We start from the raw sequence: 19,065 nt of genomic DNA, 5'->3' as shown, positions 1-19,065 counted from the left end.
TTATTTTTTATTTCCATAGAGAACTTCAAATAATAATTTTTTTCTTTTAAGAATTAAAACCAATAAAATCAATGATAAAGTTTCAACAGCGATAATTGACATCACTCCTCCCCTGGCTCCATATTTTGAGGCAAGATAAGCACAAAGAGGGATATGTACAATGGCTAATATTATTGGTATAAGTGTATATTCCTTTTTGTGACCATGTGTAAGTAATATATAACTACCCAAAACAAACGATTGTAGAATAAGGAAATAAACAGGAGAGAACAATATCAATAGAGTAGATACTTCTGAATACTCATCTCCGAACATCACTTTAGTGATCAACTTTGAAAAAGTAATGATAAATACAATCATGAACACACATAATATTCCTTGCCAATAAAAAATCCGTCTAATTAATGCATAGGCTTGAGGTTTATTATTAACAAGTAAAGCATTTATTCTTGGATAAAAAGCATTCCCTAATATTAAAAACACGCCTAGAATAACACCTTTGACCCTATCAGCAGCAGTAAATATACTTACTTCATAAATATTACTGAATATACTAATAATTACTGTAGTACTCATGCCATAGAGACTATTAGAAAATATTGCACAAAAAATAGGAAATGAATCTTTTAATGTGCCTGTTATTTTCAAACTAGAAAAATTTATCGCTCTTACTAACTTCTGCCTATATATGTATACTAGTGCTATTACTCCAGCAAGAAAACTCAACGAGGACTGTATTATTATAGCAAACTTAACATCTTCATCACTACGAACAAATATAAAAAACAACGGCAGCAATGCTAATCTAGAGATCACCATCAATTTTGTAATAATAGATAGTTTTTCTAATCCTTGGAAAAACCAAATAGGCATCAACATAGTCCCTATTAACATAAGAACTGTATAAATTAATTCACTTTTAATTATTGAGTATGAACTTAGTGATACCAATAAAACAATACCTAATATAGAAACAAAACATAGTATTGATTTAGCATATAGAGTTTCAAAAAAAACTCTCGATATATACTCAGGTTCACTTTGATGTTCAGCAATTCTTTTAGATGCTGATAAATTAAACCCGAAATCAATAAAAATAACAAAATATTGCGCTATTGAAAGTGTAAGACTATAAACACCAAAGCCCTCAACACCCAAAACCCTGGTTAAATAGGGTAATGTTAAAAGAGCTATAATGTTATTACTACCTTGCAATATGAATAAAGAAAATATATTTCTTCGTAATACTGACATTGTCATTTCCAGCTATTGGATTAAATTTTATTTCTTATGAGCATTCATCATAATGATCAGTTTTTCTAACTCATAAAGAAAAGTCAATTTCGTGTAGGCATCTACCAAAACACCACCAAAAATCAGGACACGCTACCGCCCTTGGCTTACAGCTACCAATGCACTGTTCTTAGAACTCATTGTCGCATCGAACTTAAAAATAAATTTATAACAAGTAGTTATAGAAAAATCATGAATAATGAGGCAACGAACCAATCTCTTGTTTTATCAATTGTTCTAAAAGGTCTATATGCCCTTCATCGTCGTTCAATGCAGGAATATATTCAAACTTCTCGCCGCCCGCGTGTAAGAAAATCTCTCGATTTTGCTCTTTGATCTCTTCCAGTGTTTCCAGACAATCAGCAGAAAAGCCAGGGCAGATTAGCTGAATATGCTTAACGCCTTGTGAAGGAAGACTTTTTAATGTCTCGTCGGTATAGGGGGTTAACCAAGGTTCACGGCCAAATCGGGATTGATATGTCATCATGATTTTTTCTGCTGATAAGGCTATTTCTGCCCGTAAAGCGTGGCTGGTATCCTCACAACGCTGTGGATAGTCATCCCCCAGTTTAGCGTAACGCTTGGGAATACCATGGAAAGAAAGAACTAACCGGTCAGGTTGCCCATGCTGCTCAAATGAGCGCTCGACACTTTGTTTCAAGGCTGAGATATAAGCAGGATGCTCCGCATAATCGCGGATAAATGAAACGGATGGTAAGCGACGGTATCCTTTCAAAATACGGGCAACTGCATCCCACACCGCAGCACTTGTCGAGCAAGAATATTGCGGATAAAGCGGCAACACCACCAGCTTAGTGACGCCTTGTGCTAATAACGTATCAATGGCATCGGGTAAATTTGGCGAGCCATAGCTCATGCCTAACTCAACCGGGATGTCTGGCATACGTGCCGCCAGTGCTTTCTGCTGTCGCCGGCTATAGACCAACAGTGGAGACCCCTCTTCCATCCACACAGATTGATATAATTTAGCCACTCGAGGGGATCGAATCGGCAAAATAACACCGCGTAACAAAGGCCACCAAAGCAATGGAGAAGTATCAACCACTCGGCGGTCACTCAGGAACTCAGCCAGGTAGCGTTTAACTGCTTGCGGTGTCGGAGCATCCGGTGTTCCCAGATTAACCATTAATACGCCGAGCTTGCTTTGCATGATGCAGAGTCCTTTTTGTAGATGTTACGCTTATTATTCAAACTGATGAATAAGCTTCCAACACGGCTTAGGATGAGCCAGGTAAAATAAGAAAGGCGACACCAGGCCGCCTTAGCTATCTTACCATCCAGAATTAACCGAGAATAGTCGCCAGTTCTGCACTGACTTCTGCTACTTTACGGGTCCCGTCCAGTTTAAAATATTGTGTGTTACCTGCATCGGCTTCTTTATGGTAGTAAGAAACCAATGGCGCGGTTTGTTGATGATATTCGATCAGACGTTTTCGTACGGTGGCTTCTTGATCGTCTTTACGAATAGTCAGCTCATCACCGGTCACATCATCTTTACCTTCAACTTTAGGTGGGTTGAATTTAACATGGTAAACACGACCTGAAGCGGTATGTACCCGACGGCCGACAATACGCTCAACAATCAGCTCGTCTGGAACATCAAACTCCAGCACATAATCAACCTTGATACCGGCTTCTTTCATGGCATCAGCCTGAGGAATGGTACGCGGGAACCCGTCTAACAGGAAACCGTCACGACAATCGTCCTGGGTAATACGCTCTTTGACCAATGCGATGACCAACTCGTCAGTAACCAGCTTGCCGGCATCCATAATTTCTTTCGCTTTCAGACCTAACTCAGAACCTGCTTTTACAGCGGCGCGCAACATATCACCAGTAGAGATTTGCGGAATACCGTATTTCTCCATGATGAATTGAGCCTGAGTACCCTTACCAGCGCCCGGAGCGCCCAGCAGAATGATACGCATTGCGTAAATCCCCTTGCTATGTAGTTTTTCTATGTGTTTTTATTTAAATAAATCGAAATTGCGGAAAACAAGCAACCATACCATTTTCAGGGGGGTTGGCTCAAGGTATGAGAGGCGGATTAGCGGGATAGAGTCCGACACGTCAAGGTGAGATGAAAATATAACACATTGAAATTAAATATAAAAACGCCCCAGACAAGATATCTGTCAAGGGCGTTCCATTACGCAATTAAGCCGTTAATAACTGATTCATTCTGCGAATGAACTGATTAGGGTCATCTAATGTTCCTCGCTCAGCTAACAGCGATTGATCCAGTAATAACTCGATCCACTCAGCAAACTGGGCATCATCAGCAACATCGGCAGCGCGTTTGACCAAGTCATGTTCCGGATTCAATTCAAAGATATACTTCACTTCTGGGGCCTGTTGGCCCGCAGCAGCAAACAGTTTTGCCATCTGCGTACTCATCTCGTCAGCGTCTGTCGTGACAATCGCCGGAGTATCGGTCAAACGGTGAGTCAGACGAACATCTTTCACCCGCTCACCCAGCAGAGTTTTCACCCGCTCAACGAATGGTTCTAGTGCTTTATCAGCTTCTTGCTGTTCAGGGCGCTCTTCATCAGCCAACTTGTTCAATGAATCATCTGCTTTGCTGACTGACTGGAAGATTTTGCCATCAAACTCAGTCAGATAGCTCATCATCCATTCATCGATGCGATCGGATAACAGCAAGACTTCAATACCTTTTTTGCGGAACAGTTCCAAATGCGGGCTGTTCTTCGCTGCGGCATAGCTGTCAGCAGTAATGTAGTAAATCTTCTCCTGCCCTTCTGCCATACGGCTGACATAGTCTTCCAATGACACTGTTTGCGCAGAGCTATCAGTATGGGTTGAAGCAAAGCGGAGCAATTTAGCAATGGTTTCTTTATTGCTACCATCTTCAGCCGGGCCTTCTTTAAGCGCCATGCCGAACTGTTGCCAAAACTGCTGATATTTCTCAGCATCGTCTTTGGCCAGTTTTTCCAACATTTGCAACACACGTTTGGTCAACGCACTACGTAGATTCTGAGTAATACGGCTATCTTGCAGGATCTCACGCGATACGTTGAGTGGCAGATCATTAGAATCGATTAAGCCACGGATAAATCGTAAGTAATTAGGCATAAACTGTTCAGCATCATCCATGATGAATACACGCTGAACATAAAGTTTCAAACCATGTTTATGGTCACGATTCCACATATCCCACGGAGCCTGTGCCGGGATATAGAGCAAGCTAGTGTACTCCTGCTTACCTTCTACACGGTTGTGGCTCCAACTGAGTGGGTCAGTGAAGTCATGAGCGATATGTTTGTAAAATGCTTTGTATTCGTCGTCGGTTATTTCTGCTTTACCACGCGTCCACAGCGCCTGAGCCTTGTTGATTTTCTCCCAAGTCACTGTACCGTCTTCTTCGTTTTTGCTCTGGATCTCAACCGGCAGCGCAATATGGTCTGAATATTTACTGATAACAGAACGCAGACGCCAGTCATCCAGATATTCGTCTTCACCTTCACGCAGGTGCAAGGTTATTTCTGTGCCACGCTCTTCTTTGGTGATATCTGCGATGGTGTAATCGCCCTCGCCCTCTGATTCCCAGAACACACCGGCATCGACTGGTGCACCAGCCGCGCGCGTACGAACCGTCACTTTATCTGCCACGATGAAAGCAGAATAGAAGCCGACACCAAACTGGCCGATTAATTGGCTATCTTTAGCGTGATCTGAACCAATAGACTCAAGGAAAGCTTTAGTTCCTGACTTCGCAATAGTACCGAGATTATCGATGACTTCATCACGGCTCATACCGATGCCGTTATCACTTAGGGTTAAAGTACGTTTTTCTTTATCAAACGATAAACGTACGCGTAGTTCACCGTCCCCTTCGAACAACTCAGGGTTAGACAGTGCGCGAAAACGGAGTTTATCTGCCGCATCAGAGGCGTTAGAGATCAGCTCACGCAAGAAAATTTCTTTATTAGAATAAAGCGAGTGAATCATCAAATGGAGAAGTTGTTTTACTTCAGACTGGAATCCACGGGTTTCTTGACCTTTCATACTCATTAATTACCTCAATCCAAATTACCGACAGGTAGATAAAATCGAACAATGAGTATCAGATGGGGCCAATAACAGGAGGTTTCAAGTCTCAACACTGAAAAAATAGAGGATCAGGGACGATTGGCTGAGCATCAGGAATAAAATTATTCACATGATAATCAATAACAAAACAATCGCCCATGGGATGAAATGGGATTAGCACTGAATCAGGTTAGAGCTTAATGGGGTTACGCCCGGCTAACGAGTGGGATAAGGTGGTACCATCAACCATTTCCAACTCCCCCCCCACCGGCACACCATGTGCGATACGGCTGGCTAACACACCATACTGGCCGCACATCTGACCAATATAATTGGCGGTAGCATCCCCCTCAACTGTTGGGTTAGTTGCCAGGATGACTTCAGTGATAGTTTCAGTTTCAAGCCGTTTTTCAAGCAGATCCAAACCAATATCACCAGGGCCAATACCATCCATGGGGGATAAGTGCCCCATTAGCACAAAATAACGCCCGCCAAACTGGCCCGTTTGCTCGATAGCATGAATATCTGCTGGGCTTTCGACCACGCAGATTTGACCATTTTGCTGACGACGCGGGTTGGCGCAAATAGTGCAATGGTCTTGCTCGGTAAATGTACGACAGTCAGCACAGTGACCAATTTCGGACATCGCCCGCGTCAACGACTGCGCCAGCCGCATTCCACCACTACGATCACGCTGTAGCAGTTGGAACGCCATACGTTGCGCTGATTTCGGGCCTACGCCCGGCAGGCAGCGCAACGCCTCCATTAGTGATTCAAGGAGTGGACTGGTTTGCATCAGAACGGCATCTTAAAGCCTGGTGGTAATTGCATACCACTGGAGACTGAAGCCATTTTCTCTTTTTGCGTTTCATCGATGCGGCGAGCCGCGTCGTTCAATGCAGCGGCAATCAAATCTTCCAGCATCTCTTTATCGTCTTCAACCAACAGGCTTGGGTCGATTTCAACCCGGCGGCAGTTGTGCGCCCCATTGATAGTTATTTTTACCAAGCCCGCGCCAGATTCACCGGTAACTTCTAATTTGGCGACTTCTTCCTGCATCTGCTGCATTTTTTCCTGCATCTGCTGGGCTTGTTTCATTAAATTGCCAATACCGCCTTTACCAAACATAATCATCTCTCATCGCAAGAGCCGCGTCAGTGCACCATGCACTTATCGCAGCAGTTAAACCGGTCGGATACTCTCTTCATCCAGTTCGGCGTCGAAGAAACGCCGCAGTGTCTGAATATTATTATCCGCGATAATCGACTGACGCGCTTGCGTCAGTTTTTCTTCATAAATGGCCTGCCGCCATTCCAGTGGGGTACGCTCCGCTGGGTTGTCATCTTCGATAACGCTAAGTGTCACAGTGCTACCCTGTAATTCACTCAAAGCATCACCCAGTGCCTTTTGCGCCGATGGCGAATTTAAGTGGCGCTGGGCAGAACGCAGGTGAAGGCGAATATTACCCGGTTCTATTTCTTCTTTAAATGCATTCAGCGCAAGCTGCTGCACCAATTTGGGAATTTGTAGTTTATCTATCTCTGCTGCCCAAGGATCCCGTGCCATAGCTTCTTCAGCCAATTTAGCCGAAAGCTCAGGTGTTTTTTCGTGTTCCAGCGCAGATCGCAACGCTTTAGGTGTGGCTACCGGTTCAACCACTATGTCAGGCTGATTCTGCGCGGTCCAGCGATAGGCTTCCTTCTTAGCTGGTTTCTTTTCTTCCGTTGATTTAGCGGCCAGACGCTGCTGGCTGCGCTCAGTCACCGAAGCCAAACGCTCCAGTGCTGAGTTTGCCGGCCGCGCTTTTCCAGGCGCCGCCGGTTCATTCTTTTTTGGTGTGGTTGTCCCGGATTGCCGCAACAACTGGGTGCGAGCGTGAAGAAGCTGGGCGGTAGAATCAGGTAGCTGAGTGCTCACTTCAGCTACAGCCCCTAACGACGGGGTATCTTGCGGTGGCCCTGCTTGAGCAAAATTCGACTGTTGGGTATTTTGATCGTGCTGAGGCCCCGCGGCATTGCTAGCCGCGATGACCGCCGGAGCACTGACAGGCACAATCTGAGATTCAGTAATGATTGCTTTAGGATGGAAAGCCAGCGCCCGCAATAAGGTCATTTCAACCCCCATGCGGCGATCAGGGGCATAGGCCAGTTCTTTGCGGCCCACCAATAGTGTTTGATAATACAGCTGAATATCGGCAGGCGGCAACGTGCGAGCCAGTTCGCGTAGGCGTGGCTCAATGGTTGCGTAGTGATTATCCAACATTGATGGCAACAGTTGCACCATCGCAATACGGTGTAGCAAACTTAAGGTTTCAACCAATAAGTTTTCCCAATCGACGCCACGAGATGCTGCTTGTTCTATCTGAGCCATAACCCGTGCACCATCCGCACTGACTAACGCTTCGATAATAGCCAGTGGTTGCTCATCATCCAAGGTTCCCAGCATCTGGCTAACAGTGGCGGTAGTCACCTGCCCATCACCCATTGCGACGGCCTGATCTGTCAGGCTAAGAGCATCACGCATACTGCCATCGGCAGCCCGCGCCAGTAATTGCAATGCACGGGCATCACTGCTGATGTGCTCTGCTAACAATATCTTTTCGAGCTGCGCCCGGATTACCTCAACATCGATCACTTTGAGGTGGAATTGCAAACAGCGCGAAAGGATAGTCACTGGCAATTTCTGTGGATCCGTGGTCGCCAGCAGGAATTTCACGTGTGCTGGTGGCTCTTCAAGAGTTTTCAGCAACGCATTGAAACTGTGCCGCGATAACATATGCACTTCATCAATCAAATAGACTTTGAAGCGGCCACGGGCTGGGGCATATTGCACATTATCCAGCAGTTCTCGGGTATCTTCTACTTTAGTCCGTGAGGCGGCATCTATCTCGATCAGATCAACAAAACGGCCTTGTTCGATTTCCTGACAGTTCGCGCAAGTACCGCAAGGTGTGGCTGTAATGCCGGTTTCGCAGTTAAGTCCCTTGGCTAATAACCGGGCGATAGAGGTCTTGCCCACACCACGGGTGCCGGAGAATAAATAGGCATGATGAATTCGCCCTAGCGAAAGGCCATTAGCCAGCGCCGTCAGGACATGCTCCTGACCAACGACGTCTGCAAACCTTTGGGGGCGCCACTTACGGGCAAGGACCTGATAGCTCATTAATACTTCATCATTGATTTATAAAGAATAATTTAATCACCAATAAAAAAACCACCATTTAGCCTACATAGATTAAATGGTCTGTTTTCGAACACATTAACCCGAATAACTACAGGCTGAACCTTAGTGTACCAGTACGAACATCGTCATTCACACAAATTTACTTTGTGGAAGTAGACTTGTCGATTCTTTGTACCCTGCGATGCAGTAATAAATCATTTTTAGTTTCTGCAACATAGAAAAATGCATCCAAATCTATCGACAAGGTTTTAGCTGAGATCGAACCGCGCTAGCGTCTATACACAATGTAAATGCATCAACCCTGCCAACAGATGGAAATGGCAGATCAATACCACTCAGATCTTATTGTCCAGGTTCACTAAAGCTACGAGCTAAAACTGATTGTTAATTATGGTCTGAAAGTGAAAGAGTTAACGTCTGGCTAAGGTAGATGATTGGGGCATCTATATTTGCACATTGTAGTGAGGTAGTGAGGTAGTGAGGTAGTGAATGATTGATTTTGGGCAAGAAGGTGACATTTTAAACTTGTTTTAACAGCAGCGGACGGTGAGCGAGTGTCATGATAAATGCGAATGGTTCAAACCAGATAAAAAAGCCTCTTCTGAGGCTTTTAATCATTAGACGTCAAAATCGTCAGGATAAGCTGCTTTAAGTCTTTTTTGCTTTTCTTGGAAATTGGGATCTACTTGGTTAGGTAACTTTACTTTTAGCCCCTTTCTGATTTGTGAAGCAATATAAAAAGCATCGCCTAGCCGATCCTCAAAAATAGGATCTGTTGCTTCGAATTCTTTTGTTGCATACATGCCGAATGTCAGTTTCCAAAGCTTTGTTTTGTCTTTTTTCTCACCGGTAATCACGTTGTGCAGATAAATTAATTGCTGAACGATGGAGTTATACATGGGTTCAAGCGTCTCACCACCAATAACGTTATACTTAATGTGATGATGGCGTTTCTGAGCCAGACGCAATGCCCTGTCCACGTAATCTAACGCGGTATCCTTGGTCATTTTTTCGGACTCCATACGTCTTTATTGGTACTGAACCATTGTATGCCTCCGCCTTCAGCCTGGAAAGGCGTTTTAGGGACTGACCAGGTGTCCAGCGCTGGACTGGCGGTACTGCGCAACATCTACACCGGCTGCTGTGATTGATAGGTTGTCGTCACTTTAGGAACCTTTATATCGGTGCCGCGCAAGTTCCCTTCTGGGTTAATGCCCAGTTTGGTTGGTGGAGTATTTTCGTTTAATGAATACCAATTACCTTGCCAATTACCCGGAGTCTGATTCTGGTAAGCAAGCTTACCTCGGTTTATTGTTTCTACTGAAACTCTCTTATTAAGATTTATTCCTTCCATATATTCAGGAATTTTATTCTCGGCAATACCTTATTTTTTCATAAAGTCGGTTACTTTTCTGCATTACCTCGAATGTTGATATCGTGATTGATATCACCACTTCGACCAAATTTGTCATTAAGGTAAGCATGTCTGTCTGAAACGGTATTGGTCGTGGTTTGCCTCCCGAGCGTCGATAATCCCTTCGGCTCACCGACTTACTGTATTCAGTAGTAATTCTTTTCGCACCATCAAAACGAAAAGCAAGCGGATCGCTGCAAATCAACGCGCCTTCTTCATTGATATGAAAGAGCTTTACCGGGCCGTAGAGATCACTCAATATCACTACGTCACCGGAAAATACCATTTTTCCAGTTTCTCTTTTTCACGCGACCCACGAGAGGAAGCCTGAGTATGGTTGGCCCGGCTTTCGCGCATGTTAATAATATAGCCACTGGTCGGGTGACCCTCATCAAATTCATACTCACGGCAAATCCGTGACCAGCCCGCATATGCACTGACTATACGTTCATATTCTTCGGGTGGAAGATTATCTCTTGATAGGTTGTATCAATAGATACCCGGCAGACTGAGGCTCATTTCATTCCCTGCCGAAATGAATCATGATACAAGGCTTGGATAGGCAGAAGGCCGGTTTCAGTGGTGACATTAGCGTGAATATTCATTGCTCCCTCAATATTAATATTCCATTTAATGTGGTTAACGTTAACACACTCAGAACGTTGAGAAGAAAAGCAAGTATTGCCATTAAGTTAGGCGGCTAACACTGTCGTCAGTACTGCCTGTTGAAGCCAGTGGAGTGGGATAATCTAGAAAGTCATGCTAACACAGCCTCGCCACTGACGGCGAGGCTGATATCTTCAATACAATCAATGCCCGCTGAAGGACACCAGGCTGTAGCAAGTAATCCCTTGCTGAGTCAAGCGCGCTTCGCCACCCAGTTCGGGTAAATCAATCACAAACGCAGCGTCGGTCACCACACCACCCAATCGGCGAATCAGCTTAACAGTCGCTTCAATCGTCCCGCCGGTAGCCAGCAAATCATCAATAACCAGGACTTTGTCGCCCGGTATAATGCTGTCGGTATGGATCTCAAGTTTGTCAGTGCCGTATTCTAGCTCATAGCTTTCACTGATAGTTTCACGTGGTAATTTGCCCGGTTTGCGCACCGGAACAAAACCGATACCCAGCGCCAAAGCCACTGGCGCACCGAACAAAAAACCGCGGGCTTCGGTCCCCACGACTTTGGTCACGCCTTTATCCAGATAGCGTTCAACCAGCAGTTCGATGCTGGAAGCATAGGCCAATGGATTTTCCAGCAAGCTGGTCACATCACGGAACAGTATTCCCGCTTTTGGATAATCGGGGATGGTCTTAATACTGTCTTCAATATATTTAAGCTGTTGTGCTGTATTAGGTGCAGTAGCGGTCATAATTTGTGCCTGATAAAACTGCTGTACATACTAAAGCGCGGCCAGCCAATGTTAAATAGCATCGGCTGAGTCACTTATTCTATCGATAACACCGGATAGCTTAAGTCACTGCATCCTTAACCCTAAGGATGCAACGAGGATTATCCCCGCGCACGAAAACGCTAAAATCTATGCAAACTGACATTAAAATGCAACTGATGTGCAGTGATCAGCGCCGTTCTTGTGGCGATGGGTCAATAACAGGCATCCGCAACATGAAGGTCAACAATATGATTAATATAATAAGCAATATGCCTCTGACCCACCAGATTTTTACCCACCAAAGTGAAACAGTGAATGTGAGTAGCGTGACCAATACTGCCTTCCATTTAGCCCCCGGAGGCAAAGCACGATGTTGCTGCCAACTGCGTATATAGCAGCCAAACCATGAGCGATAGAGCAACCAACGATGGAAACGGGGAGAGGATCGTGCGAAGCACCACGCAGCCAGTAGCAGAAACGGTGTCGTGGGCAAAAGGGGAAGCACGACACCTAAGGTTGCCAACACCACCGCCAGCCAACCTAAAATTATTAACAACCAACGAGACATAAACTCCCTTTATAATACTCATCAACATGGCCTTATCATTAACGCATGCGCTGGCCATCATCAACAGATATTCTTGCCATTATTAGCACAATACGCATCTATCCATTTTATTTAGCCTATTGCTTGTAACTGTTACTATTCAAAGGCAAGCTGACGGGAAAATGCCCAGGAGAAGCGCCATGAGTACGGAAAAGTTATTGCAGGTGCTTGAAAGCCAAATTGAAACACTGTCGGCGCAGGTTGGCTCTCAAGCTAACACACCCTCACAGCAAGCCCGTTTTGATCTAAACCTATTCGGTAATCATGGTAACCGCTTTCGCGATTATCTACAGGAAGTGCGCAAAAACATGGCGCAACTGAAACTGGTGGTTGCAGAAAATCGCACCCAGCAGGTCGCCTTTTTAGCTGAAAAGCTGGTTGCACAGATTTCTGCATTACAAAGAGAGCTGGCAACACAAAAGTTGAGGAAATCCAACCCTGAACCCAAGGATAATAAATTTGATCCTTACCATAAGCTGGCTGAGCATCAAGATTATGAGCGGCGAATACTGACCATGATTCAGGATAGAGAGAGCCAGCTTGGTAAGCAAAGTTTGTTATCCGAGCAGCAAAAGATACAAAAAGAACTCGCGGCATTGGAAGGCCGTCTGATGCGATGCCGGCAAGCGCTGATCAAAATAGAGCGCAATATTGAAAAAAAAGAGAACGGTTTTTGAATATTTGTCACATTTTTTGAATCATTAATGATTCTAACTGAGAATAGTTATCTATAATAACTTACGGATTGAAATAATGATGTCAGGTGGAAGCTCGCAGTAAGATGTTCCCACCCGGCTTTCCCAATTAACTGAAAATCAAATGTTGGCTACATTATGTCAGTTGAAAAAGCACCACCAGAACTGCAACTGGCAGTAGATCTTATCTATCTGCTGGAATGTAATGAGATAGCGCCAGAAACAGCACTGGCGGCGTTAGCGATCGTGCAACTTGATTATCAGCGTAAACTCCGCCATCAAACCCCAGATTAAGTCTGTTACTTCTGAGGGGTAACCGAGGCGACACAGCAAAGTGTCGCCTCACTGCCTCTACGAATAAGAGTAAGTTATTGCCCCACTCTTACCCTGCAACCAGATAGCCTCAAGCAAGTGGCTTATTGATATCCGGTAGGTCAGGCTTGGTATCCCCCAGATCAGATTGCGCAACGGGTAAACCTTTAGTATCAAGCGGGCTCCCCACTTCCTGAACCTCGGTACCATCCGGTTTATGCAAATACACTTCCAACTGGTTAAAGGCGATATTGATGTCATTCTCGCGACATAATTTATCAATTGCCCGATTAAGCTCATCCACCGTGTAGCTGCGATCCCGTAGTTCACGCACATACAGACGTAATTCGTGATCAAGGGTACTACTACCGAAATTAAGGAAGAAGACCTGAGGCTCAGGATCAGTCATAACCCGTGGATTCTCATGGGCCGCTTGTAAAAGCACCTCTTTTACTCTTGCCAAATCAGAACCATATGCGACCCCAACTTTAATAATGATGCGGGTGATCGTGTCTGACAGTGACCAGTTAATCAGGCGTTCGGTAACAAAAGCCTTGTTTGGAATAATCACTTCTTTACGGTCAAAATCGGTAATGGTTGTCGCACGGATCCGTATCTTGCTGACATTACCCGAAAAGGTGCCGATGGTAATGGTATCGCCGATACGAACGGGGCGTTCAAACAGAATAATCAAACCTGATACAAAGTTGGCAAAGATTTCCTGTAAACCAAACCCCAAACCTACGGACAGCGCAGCCACCAGCCATTGCAATTTATCCCATGAAACCCCAAGTGAACTTAGCGCGGTTATCCCTCCGACGGCGGTAATAAGGTAAGTCAGGATGGTGGTGATGGCGTAAGACGTTCCTTGCCGTAATTGTAAGCGCGACAACACCACAACTTCGAGCAACCCAGGTAAGTTGCGCGTCAGAACATAGGCAACCACCAAAGCCATCAAGGCCACCAGCATATTACCCAATGTCACCGCCTGCGTTACGCTAGCACCCGCCACTGTTGTGGTGTAATGCCACAAAGAGATACTGTCCAGATAGGAAATAACCGTTATCAGATCAGCCCAAATCCAGTAGAAGCCAGTGGCAAAGATGAGGAACAACGCCATAGTGGTCAGGCGTAATGACTGTTGGTTAATTTGATCCAATGCCAATGGTGGCTCTTCTACTGGCTCACCACCTTCGGCCCCCTCTTTTACCATACTTTGCCGTCGGGCAATCGCACGACGATAAGCTAAACGCCGTGCTGCAACCCCTAAGCCACGAATTGCAGTTAGATAAACAATATTCCACAGGAATAATAAATACAGGCTATCAATCCAACGGCCTGCCAGTTGCAATGTTGTATAGAAATACCCGGCAATCATTAATCCAATCAAGATAATCGGGGTTACCGCTATCGCGGTAACAATCACCAATCGCACCGCATGGGAGTCTTTCTCGCGCCAGCTATCACGGCAGAATGGGTAGACGAACAGAGCTAACAATGCCAGCGCAATAACAATGACAATCTGCCCGATAACATCATCCACTAATCGAAGTGGGCTTTTATCCCCCAATGTCGACCAGAAGATCACCGGCAATAATGCAGTGCCCAAACGCACCATTTGGCGGCGATAATGAGCGCATCGGTCAGCTGCTATCATAAAGTGCCGCTCGGTTATCCCTCCAGGGGATAACATACGATAGGTCAGATCAAATACCAGCCAGAACAAGGCTAACCGTTGGAAGAAGCTCCAGAATAACTCACTGAGATTGAAGTCCGAACGCGAGCACCAGTAGCCAATGCCTAATATGATTAAGGCACCCGGCAACACCTTCAGTAAAGTAAGAATGATCGCGTTGGGTGTATGCATCTGGCTATCGTGCTTTAATTGCCCAACATCAGCGGCCAGCCTATCAAGATGTTTATTAATGATTTTATAGCGTGACCGGATCACTACCACCACAATCAGCATGGGCACCAGGAACACCAGTGATTTGATCAAACCTGCCAATAAATCACCCAGTGACAAGGTAATGTGGAAATTACTCACTTCAGCGGAAAGCGCGCCCGGCAGTGCTTTCAGCCAAGACCAATCCATCGGTTTATTACTGCTAACCCAAAAAATCTGCTGCGTTAAAGTATGTTGCAGTGATTGATTCACACTCAATAGCTGCTGTTGGTTAATTTGCAGATTGATAGCCAGTGTCAGTTGATTACCCAGTTGCTTATTCAATTGATCCAGCAGTTCACGCCTGATATCAACAATCTGCCCTAACGCGTCTTCTACATCAGGGCTGATTTTCTCTTTGCTGCCATTCACCAGAGTTTGGATGTAGTCATCACCTTGGAATAACTGGTCACGCTGCTGATTGATTTCAAATTGCTCCAGCCGCAAATCAGCTATGCGTGGCCCCATATTAGTAATCAAGCCGGAAGCCGGTAAATTGAGCTGCTGCTGGTACAGAATACGTGAAAGCAGCAAACTGCCCCGTAATACGGTGATTTGTTCTTTTAAATTACGCTCAGATTGCAGGGCACGATCCAGCCAGTTTTTAACTCTGATATTCTGTTGTACCAGCGTGTTGCCTTCTTTAGTGGCGTTAATCAGCCGTTCGCTTAATTCTTTGTTAATCGCCAGTTCCCGGCTGACTAACGGATCATGTTGAATATCAGTAGCATCACTGGGGGCTTGCGCTTCTTTGGCTGTTTTCTCAGACAGAATTAGCCGTTTACCACTGACCACCTCTTGCAGTAGCTGAACATAACGCTCCAGTTGGTCAATGTGCGCAGTGGTGTAATCCCGTTGTTTTTGCAGTAAATCTTGTAGAGTGGTGTTGGCTTCCAGATTTTTACGCTGCAAATCCAACTGCCCGTTTAGCATCACCTGCTCGGTCAATAACTCTTGCTGCTGGGTTGGGCGTAAAACCTCTTGGCCCGGAGCCAACCCATTGAGTTGATTGCGAATCTGCATTAAGCGCATTGACGCGTTATACATCGCACTCTGTACCCGTTCTGGCTGGGTTTGCAGGGAAATTAATTGGCTGTTATACGCAGAGAGGTCTTCCTGAGCTGATTGTAAATCATCCAGGGTTTCATTGAGGCGCGACTCCAACTGACGCAATGAGTAGTTTGCCAGCGACTCGCGGGTCAGGGTATCTGCTGAACTGTTCTTAAGCGCATCTAGCGCTTCCGTCGCCTGACGTAACTTCGTTGGGGCTTGCGCCAACTGTTGTCTAAGCTGGTTCGCTTCCTGCTTGGTACGCTCGATGGTATCAAGGTATTCCAACGTGTTAGTCAGATCTTGCTGTGCGAGTTTCTCCGCTGGTGATAATATTTTTTGTTTTGATAATGCATCTAACTGGCTCAGTACTTCACTGCGAGTCGGCACATCAATATTGATACCGGATGCCATGGCCGACGATGACAATATCAGTGCCATTATAATCAGGATAATCATCATGTTAAGGCGCGCAACAAATGCGCCTACTGACGACGTCATGCGCAAAGAAAACGGTAAAGAAAATTGATTATGAAATCTGCTGCTCATATTTGAACTTCACTTCAACAGAGAGGCTGAAATCCTATCACGTTCAGTCTTGGGTCATTATAAGAAAAGTCTTTCAGAGCGTGAGTAGCTGTAATAATGCGGGCAGTTGCGCACTTGTTATTGAATAGGATGTAACAGCCCACAATATCGGTTGATTAAGGAACATAATAGCAGTAATTCAGAACGTCAGAACCTTCTCGGCAGCCAGCGTCCATTGAGCCTGCTCAACCAAAGTACCGATTTCGACACCATCAACCAGTGTTAATCCACTGACACCGCAGGCATCCGTACCGGTTTTGCATAATTTAATCGGTACATTCTGTGCCGTAAGAATTTCCAGCATCTGCTATAAATTATAGCCTTCTCGTGGCTGTTGCCCGTTAAGCCCGGCAATGACCGCATCAGACATTAAGAATAGGCGTAGATCGAGATCGGTTTGTTGTTCTTTCAAGGCAATAGATAGACGTAGGGCACTAAATAATGACTCATGGCCATAAGCGGCCCCATTGGCAATCACGACCAGTGAACTCATAATTCATTACTCCTATAAACTATTCCAGTTAATCCGATACCCTGCTATTAATCTCTCGTCGTAATGAAAGGCTGTGGACTAACATATCCAGATAAGCATCAATTAATATCGGTGCCTCTTGCTTTATATCAAAACTTTCTGGCATAAACAGCCAGTTTTCCATCAAACCTGTAATATAAGCTTTCATGATTATTGCCGCGCGGTGAGTATCAAGATTGGCAGGCAATTGATTGGCATCAATACAGCCTTGCAAAACCGACGCAATTCGCTCATAACTAGCTAAATCAAGAACTTTACGTGCGTCATGGACCGAGGACATCTCACCGACAAACTCGCATTTATGGAAGACAATTTCCATTAATGCGCGGCGTCGGCAATCCTCACGCGTAGAAACCAGAACATAAATAAGAATTTCACGCAGGATGCGGAGTGGATTATCAGGATATTTTACCTGATACTCTAATTCGAGCTGATCAATTTTAGACTCTGATAACGCCCAAACTTCGTTAAACAGGTCTACCTTATTCTTGAAGTGCCAGTAAATTGCGCCTCGGGTTACGCCTGCGGCGACAGCAATATCAGCAAGTGAGGTGCCGGAAACGCCATGCGCAGAAAATTCCTGTACTGCGGCATCAAGAATTTGTTGCCGGGTCTCTTCAGCTTTCTGTTTGGTTTTTCGTGCCATAGCGTTGTTTTTTCGAGGGGGTGCGATTTACATACATTCACGAATGTATGTACCATAGCACGCACATATAATTTACGCAGCAATGGGTTTTAAAGCTTGTGATCCATTGAATTAAATTAAAAATCGGACACTTGAGGTTTATCTATGAGCAAAAACAGAGGGGTAATGCCTCTGGCTGCAATTCTGGTACTTTCAGGCAGCTTAGTACTTATAGGATGTAATGACAAAGATGCGGCGCAAGCCCATGCTCAACAAACACCTGAAGTCGGCATTGTGACATTGAAAGCGGCACCACTGAATATCACAACCGAACTACCGGGCCGCACGTCCGCATTCCGTGTTGCAGAAGTTCGCCCGCAAGTTAGTGGGATTATTCTTAAACGTAACTATGTTGAAGGCAGTGATGTCACCGCCGGAACATCACTTTATCAAATTGACCCTGCCACTTATCAGGCCGCTTATGACAGCGCAAAGGGGGATTTAGCCAAAGCACAGGCAGCCGCTGAAATCGCACGTCTGACCGTGAATCGCTACAAACCATTACTGGGTACTAACTACATCAGTAAGCAAGAGTACGACCAGGCAGTGTCTAACTCAATGCAAGCTAATGCCAGTGTTCTCGCGGCCAAAGCAGCGGTAGAATCTGCACGTATTAACTTGGCCTATACTCAGGTTACTTCGCCAATCAGTGGGCGTACCGGTAAATCTTCAGTCACTGAAGGGGCATTGGTAACCAGTGGTCAGGCAACAGCGATGACGACGGTTCAGCAACTGGATCCAATGTATGTCGATGTGACTCAATCAAGCGATGAATTCTTGCGCCTGAAAAAAGAACTGGCTGATGGCACCCTCAAACAAGAAAACGGTAAGGCCAAGGTTCGTTTATTACTGGAGAACGGCACTGAATACGCTGAAATCGGTACATTGGAATTCTCTGGCGTGACCGTGGATGAAACCACCGGTTCAATTACTATCCGTGCCATCTTCCCTAACCCGAATGAAGCTTTGTTGCCAGGGATGTTTGTCCGTGCTCGTCTGGATGAAGGTGTCAGACCTGACGCACTGTTAGTACCTCAACAAGGTGTGACGCGTAACCCACGTGGCGAAGCAACAGCCATGGTTGTTGGCGCAGATGACAAAGTTGAGTTGCGGACACTGGTCGCTAATCAGGCCATCGGTAATAAATGGTTGGTTACTGAAGGCTTGAAAGCAGGCGATCGCCTGATTGTTTCTGGCTTGCAGAAAATCAGACCGGGCGTGCAGGTGAAAGTGCAGGAAGTGACTGAGGCAGAACAAAAAGCAGCCCCGGCTGACACAGCGAAGAAGTCTTAAAAG

General features: G+C 45.4%; 15 protein-coding genes, 4 pseudogenes and 1 other annotated feature. Of the genes and pseudogenes, 3 read left to right on the top strand and 16 right to left on the bottom strand.

Features of this window, described 5'->3' with window-relative positions; genetic code table 11:
* The 13 genes and pseudogenes from AEP37_RS02560 to AEP37_RS24150 all read right to left on the bottom strand — a co-directional run bounded on the left by AEP37_RS02560 (position 1) and on the right by AEP37_RS24150 (position 11,923).
* Positions 1 to 1,254, bottom strand: coding sequence for an oligosaccharide flippase family protein (locus tag AEP37_RS02560; RefSeq protein ID WP_049609351.1), 1,254 nt, complete (start codon positions 1,252 to 1,254; stop codon positions 1 to 3).
* Between the two features lie 229 nt (positions 1,255 to 1,483).
* Positions 1,484 to 2,467 (bottom strand): ferrochelatase, encoded by a 984-nt coding sequence (gene hemH, locus AEP37_RS02555; protein WP_049609348.1) that lies wholly within the window; start codon positions 2,465 to 2,467, stop codon positions 1,484 to 1,486.
* A 130-nt stretch (positions 2,468 to 2,597) separates the two neighbouring features.
* Positions 2,598 to 3,242 (bottom strand): adenylate kinase, encoded by a 645-nt coding sequence (gene adk, locus AEP37_RS02550; protein WP_049609345.1) that lies wholly within the window; start codon positions 3,240 to 3,242, stop codon positions 2,598 to 2,600.
* Between the two features lie 229 nt (positions 3,243 to 3,471).
* A complete protein-coding gene (gene htpG, locus AEP37_RS02545; RefSeq protein WP_049609475.1) occupies positions 3,472 to 5,340 on the bottom strand; it encodes a molecular chaperone HtpG in 1,869 nt (622 codons plus the stop codon).
* Positions 5,341 to 5,554: 214 nt separating this feature from the next.
* Complete coding sequence (recR, locus tag AEP37_RS02540; protein ID WP_049609342.1) at positions 5,555 to 6,160, bottom strand: recombination mediator RecR; 606 nt, start codon at positions 6,158 to 6,160, stop codon at positions 5,555 to 5,557.
* Positions 6,160 to 6,492 (bottom strand): YbaB/EbfC family nucleoid-associated protein, encoded by a 333-nt coding sequence (locus AEP37_RS02535; protein WP_049609340.1) that lies wholly within the window; start codon positions 6,490 to 6,492, stop codon positions 6,160 to 6,162. The genes recR and AEP37_RS02535 overlap by 1 nt, the downstream gene beginning before the upstream one ends.
* Positions 6,493 to 6,546: 54 nt before the next feature.
* Positions 6,547 to 8,526: a DNA polymerase III subunit gamma/tau gene (gene dnaX, locus AEP37_RS02530; protein WP_049609338.1), complete on the bottom strand. Its 1,980-nt coding sequence runs from the start codon at positions 8,524 to 8,526 to the stop codon at positions 6,547 to 6,549.
* Positions 7,153 to 7,216, bottom strand: a sequence feature (DnaX frameshifting element). Its footprint overlaps the gene before it by 64 nt.
* Positions 8,527 to 9,164: 638 nt before the next feature.
* Positions 9,165 to 9,554 carry an immunity protein Tsi6 family protein gene (locus tag AEP37_RS02525; protein WP_049609335.1) on the bottom strand — a complete coding sequence of 130 codons (390 nt, stop codon included), beginning with the start codon at positions 9,552 to 9,554 and terminating at the stop codon, positions 9,165 to 9,167.
* Positions 9,551 to 9,901, bottom strand: a pseudogene (locus AEP37_RS27130) (polymorphic toxin type 46 domain-containing protein). Before AEP37_RS27130 ends, AEP37_RS02525 begins: the two are co-directional and overlap by 4 nt.
* Before the next feature lie 50 nt (positions 9,902 to 9,951).
* A pseudogene (locus AEP37_RS27545) lies at positions 9,952 to 9,999 on the bottom strand (hypothetical protein); the annotation flags it as partial.
* A gap of 38 nt (positions 10,000 to 10,037) precedes the next feature.
* Positions 10,038 to 10,480: pseudogene (locus AEP37_RS27125) on the bottom strand (hypothetical protein); the annotation flags it as partial.
* Between the two features lie 290 nt (positions 10,481 to 10,770).
* Positions 10,771 to 11,334, bottom strand: a complete 564-nt coding sequence (gene apt, locus AEP37_RS02510; protein WP_049609333.1) for an adenine phosphoribosyltransferase — start codon at positions 11,332 to 11,334, stop codon at positions 10,771 to 10,773.
* Positions 11,335 to 11,542: 208 nt separating this feature from the next.
* Positions 11,543 to 11,923: a DUF454 family protein gene (locus tag AEP37_RS24150; RefSeq protein WP_053101927.1), complete on the bottom strand. Its 381-nt coding sequence runs from the start codon at positions 11,921 to 11,923 to the stop codon at positions 11,543 to 11,545.
* A 179-nt stretch (positions 11,924 to 12,102) separates the two neighbouring features.
* Here AEP37_RS24150 and priC point away from each other — a divergent pair, with 179 nt between their 5' ends.
* Both priC and rsmS read left to right on the top strand, forming a co-directional pair.
* A complete protein-coding gene (gene priC, locus AEP37_RS02500) occupies positions 12,103 to 12,639 on the top strand; it encodes a primosomal replication protein PriC (protein WP_049609322.1) in 537 nt (178 codons plus the stop codon).
* Between the two features lie 156 nt (positions 12,640 to 12,795).
* The gene (gene rsmS, locus AEP37_RS24145; RefSeq protein WP_053101925.1) at positions 12,796 to 12,951 is read left to right on the top strand and encodes a pleiotropic regulatory protein RsmS; all 156 of its coding nucleotides are present in this window, start codon (positions 12,796 to 12,798) and stop codon (positions 12,949 to 12,951) included.
* Positions 12,952 to 13,060: 109 nt separating this feature from the next.
* On the opposite strand, the gene mscK is transcribed toward rsmS, so the two are convergent.
* The 3 genes and pseudogenes from mscK to acrR all read right to left on the bottom strand — a co-directional run bounded on the left by mscK (position 13,061) and on the right by acrR (position 17,730).
* Positions 13,061 to 16,513: a mechanosensitive channel MscK gene (gene mscK, locus AEP37_RS02495; protein WP_049609320.1), complete on the bottom strand. Its 3,453-nt coding sequence runs from the start codon at positions 16,511 to 16,513 to the stop codon at positions 13,061 to 13,063.
* Positions 16,514 to 16,691: 178 nt separating this feature from the next.
* A pseudogene (locus AEP37_RS02490) lies at positions 16,692 to 17,045 on the bottom strand (DsrE/DsrF/TusD sulfur relay family protein).
* A 28-nt stretch (positions 17,046 to 17,073) separates the two neighbouring features.
* On the bottom strand, positions 17,074 to 17,730 hold the full coding sequence (gene acrR, locus AEP37_RS02485; protein ID WP_049609318.1) for a multidrug efflux transporter transcriptional repressor AcrR: 657 nt from the start codon (positions 17,728 to 17,730) through the stop codon (positions 17,074 to 17,076).
* A gap of 144 nt (positions 17,731 to 17,874) precedes the next feature.
* Here acrR and acrA point away from each other — a divergent pair, with 144 nt between their 5' ends.
* Positions 17,875 to 19,062 (top strand): efflux RND transporter adaptor subunit AcrA, encoded by a 1,188-nt coding sequence (acrA, locus tag AEP37_RS02480; protein ID WP_049609316.1) that lies wholly within the window; start codon positions 17,875 to 17,877, stop codon positions 19,060 to 19,062.
* Positions 19,063 to 19,065 lie beyond the last annotated feature (3 nt).

This window comes from Yersinia pekkanenii (assembly GCF_001152565.1).
Taxonomy (GTDB): Bacteria; Pseudomonadota; Gammaproteobacteria; order Enterobacterales; family Enterobacteriaceae; genus Yersinia; species Yersinia pekkanenii.
The sequence above is the reverse complement of the archived record's forward strand: the minus strand, read 5'-3'. Positions and strand labels throughout refer to the sequence as shown.

Excerpts from the sequence above, each read along its gene's own strand:
- AEP37_RS02560 (WP_049609351.1), bottom strand. The coding sequence starts at position 1,254 with ATGTCAGTATTACGAAGAAATATATTTTCTTTATTCATATTGCAAGGT.
- adk (WP_049609345.1), bottom strand. The coding sequence starts at position 3,242 with ATGCGTATCATTCTGCTGGGCGCTCCGGGCGCTGGTAAGGGTACTCAG.
- htpG (WP_049609475.1), bottom strand. The coding sequence starts at position 5,340 with ATGAAAGGTCAAGAAACCCGTGGATTCCAGTCTGAAGTAAAACAACTT.
- recR (WP_049609342.1), bottom strand. The coding sequence starts at position 6,160 with ATGCAAACCAGTCCACTCCTTGAATCACTAATGGAGGCGTTGCGCTGC.
- AEP37_RS02535 (WP_049609340.1), bottom strand. The coding sequence starts at position 6,492 with ATGTTTGGTAAAGGCGGTATTGGCAATTTAATGAAACAAGCCCAGCAG.
- dnaX (WP_049609338.1), bottom strand. The coding sequence starts at position 8,526 with ATGAGCTATCAGGTCCTTGCCCGTAAGTGGCGCCCCCAAAGGTTTGCA.
- AEP37_RS02525 (WP_049609335.1), bottom strand. The coding sequence starts at position 9,554 with ATGACCAAGGATACCGCGTTAGATTACGTGGACAGGGCATTGCGTCTG.
- apt (WP_049609333.1), bottom strand. The coding sequence starts at position 11,334 with ATGACCGCTACTGCACCTAATACAGCACAACAGCTTAAATATATTGAA.
- AEP37_RS24150 (WP_053101927.1), bottom strand. The coding sequence starts at position 11,923 with ATGTCTCGTTGGTTGTTAATAATTTTAGGTTGGCTGGCGGTGGTGTTG.
- priC (WP_049609322.1), top strand. The coding sequence starts at position 12,103 with ATGAGTACGGAAAAGTTATTGCAGGTGCTTGAAAGCCAAATTGAAACA.
- rsmS (WP_053101925.1), top strand. The coding sequence starts at position 12,796 with ATGTCAGTTGAAAAAGCACCACCAGAACTGCAACTGGCAGTAGATCTT.
- mscK (WP_049609320.1), bottom strand. The coding sequence starts at position 16,513 with ATGAGCAGCAGATTTCATAATCAATTTTCTTTACCGTTTTCTTTGCGC.
- acrR (WP_049609318.1), bottom strand. The coding sequence starts at position 17,730 with ATGGCACGAAAAACCAAACAGAAAGCTGAAGAGACCCGGCAACAAATT.
- acrA (WP_049609316.1), top strand. The coding sequence starts at position 17,875 with ATGAGCAAAAACAGAGGGGTAATGCCTCTGGCTGCAATTCTGGTACTT.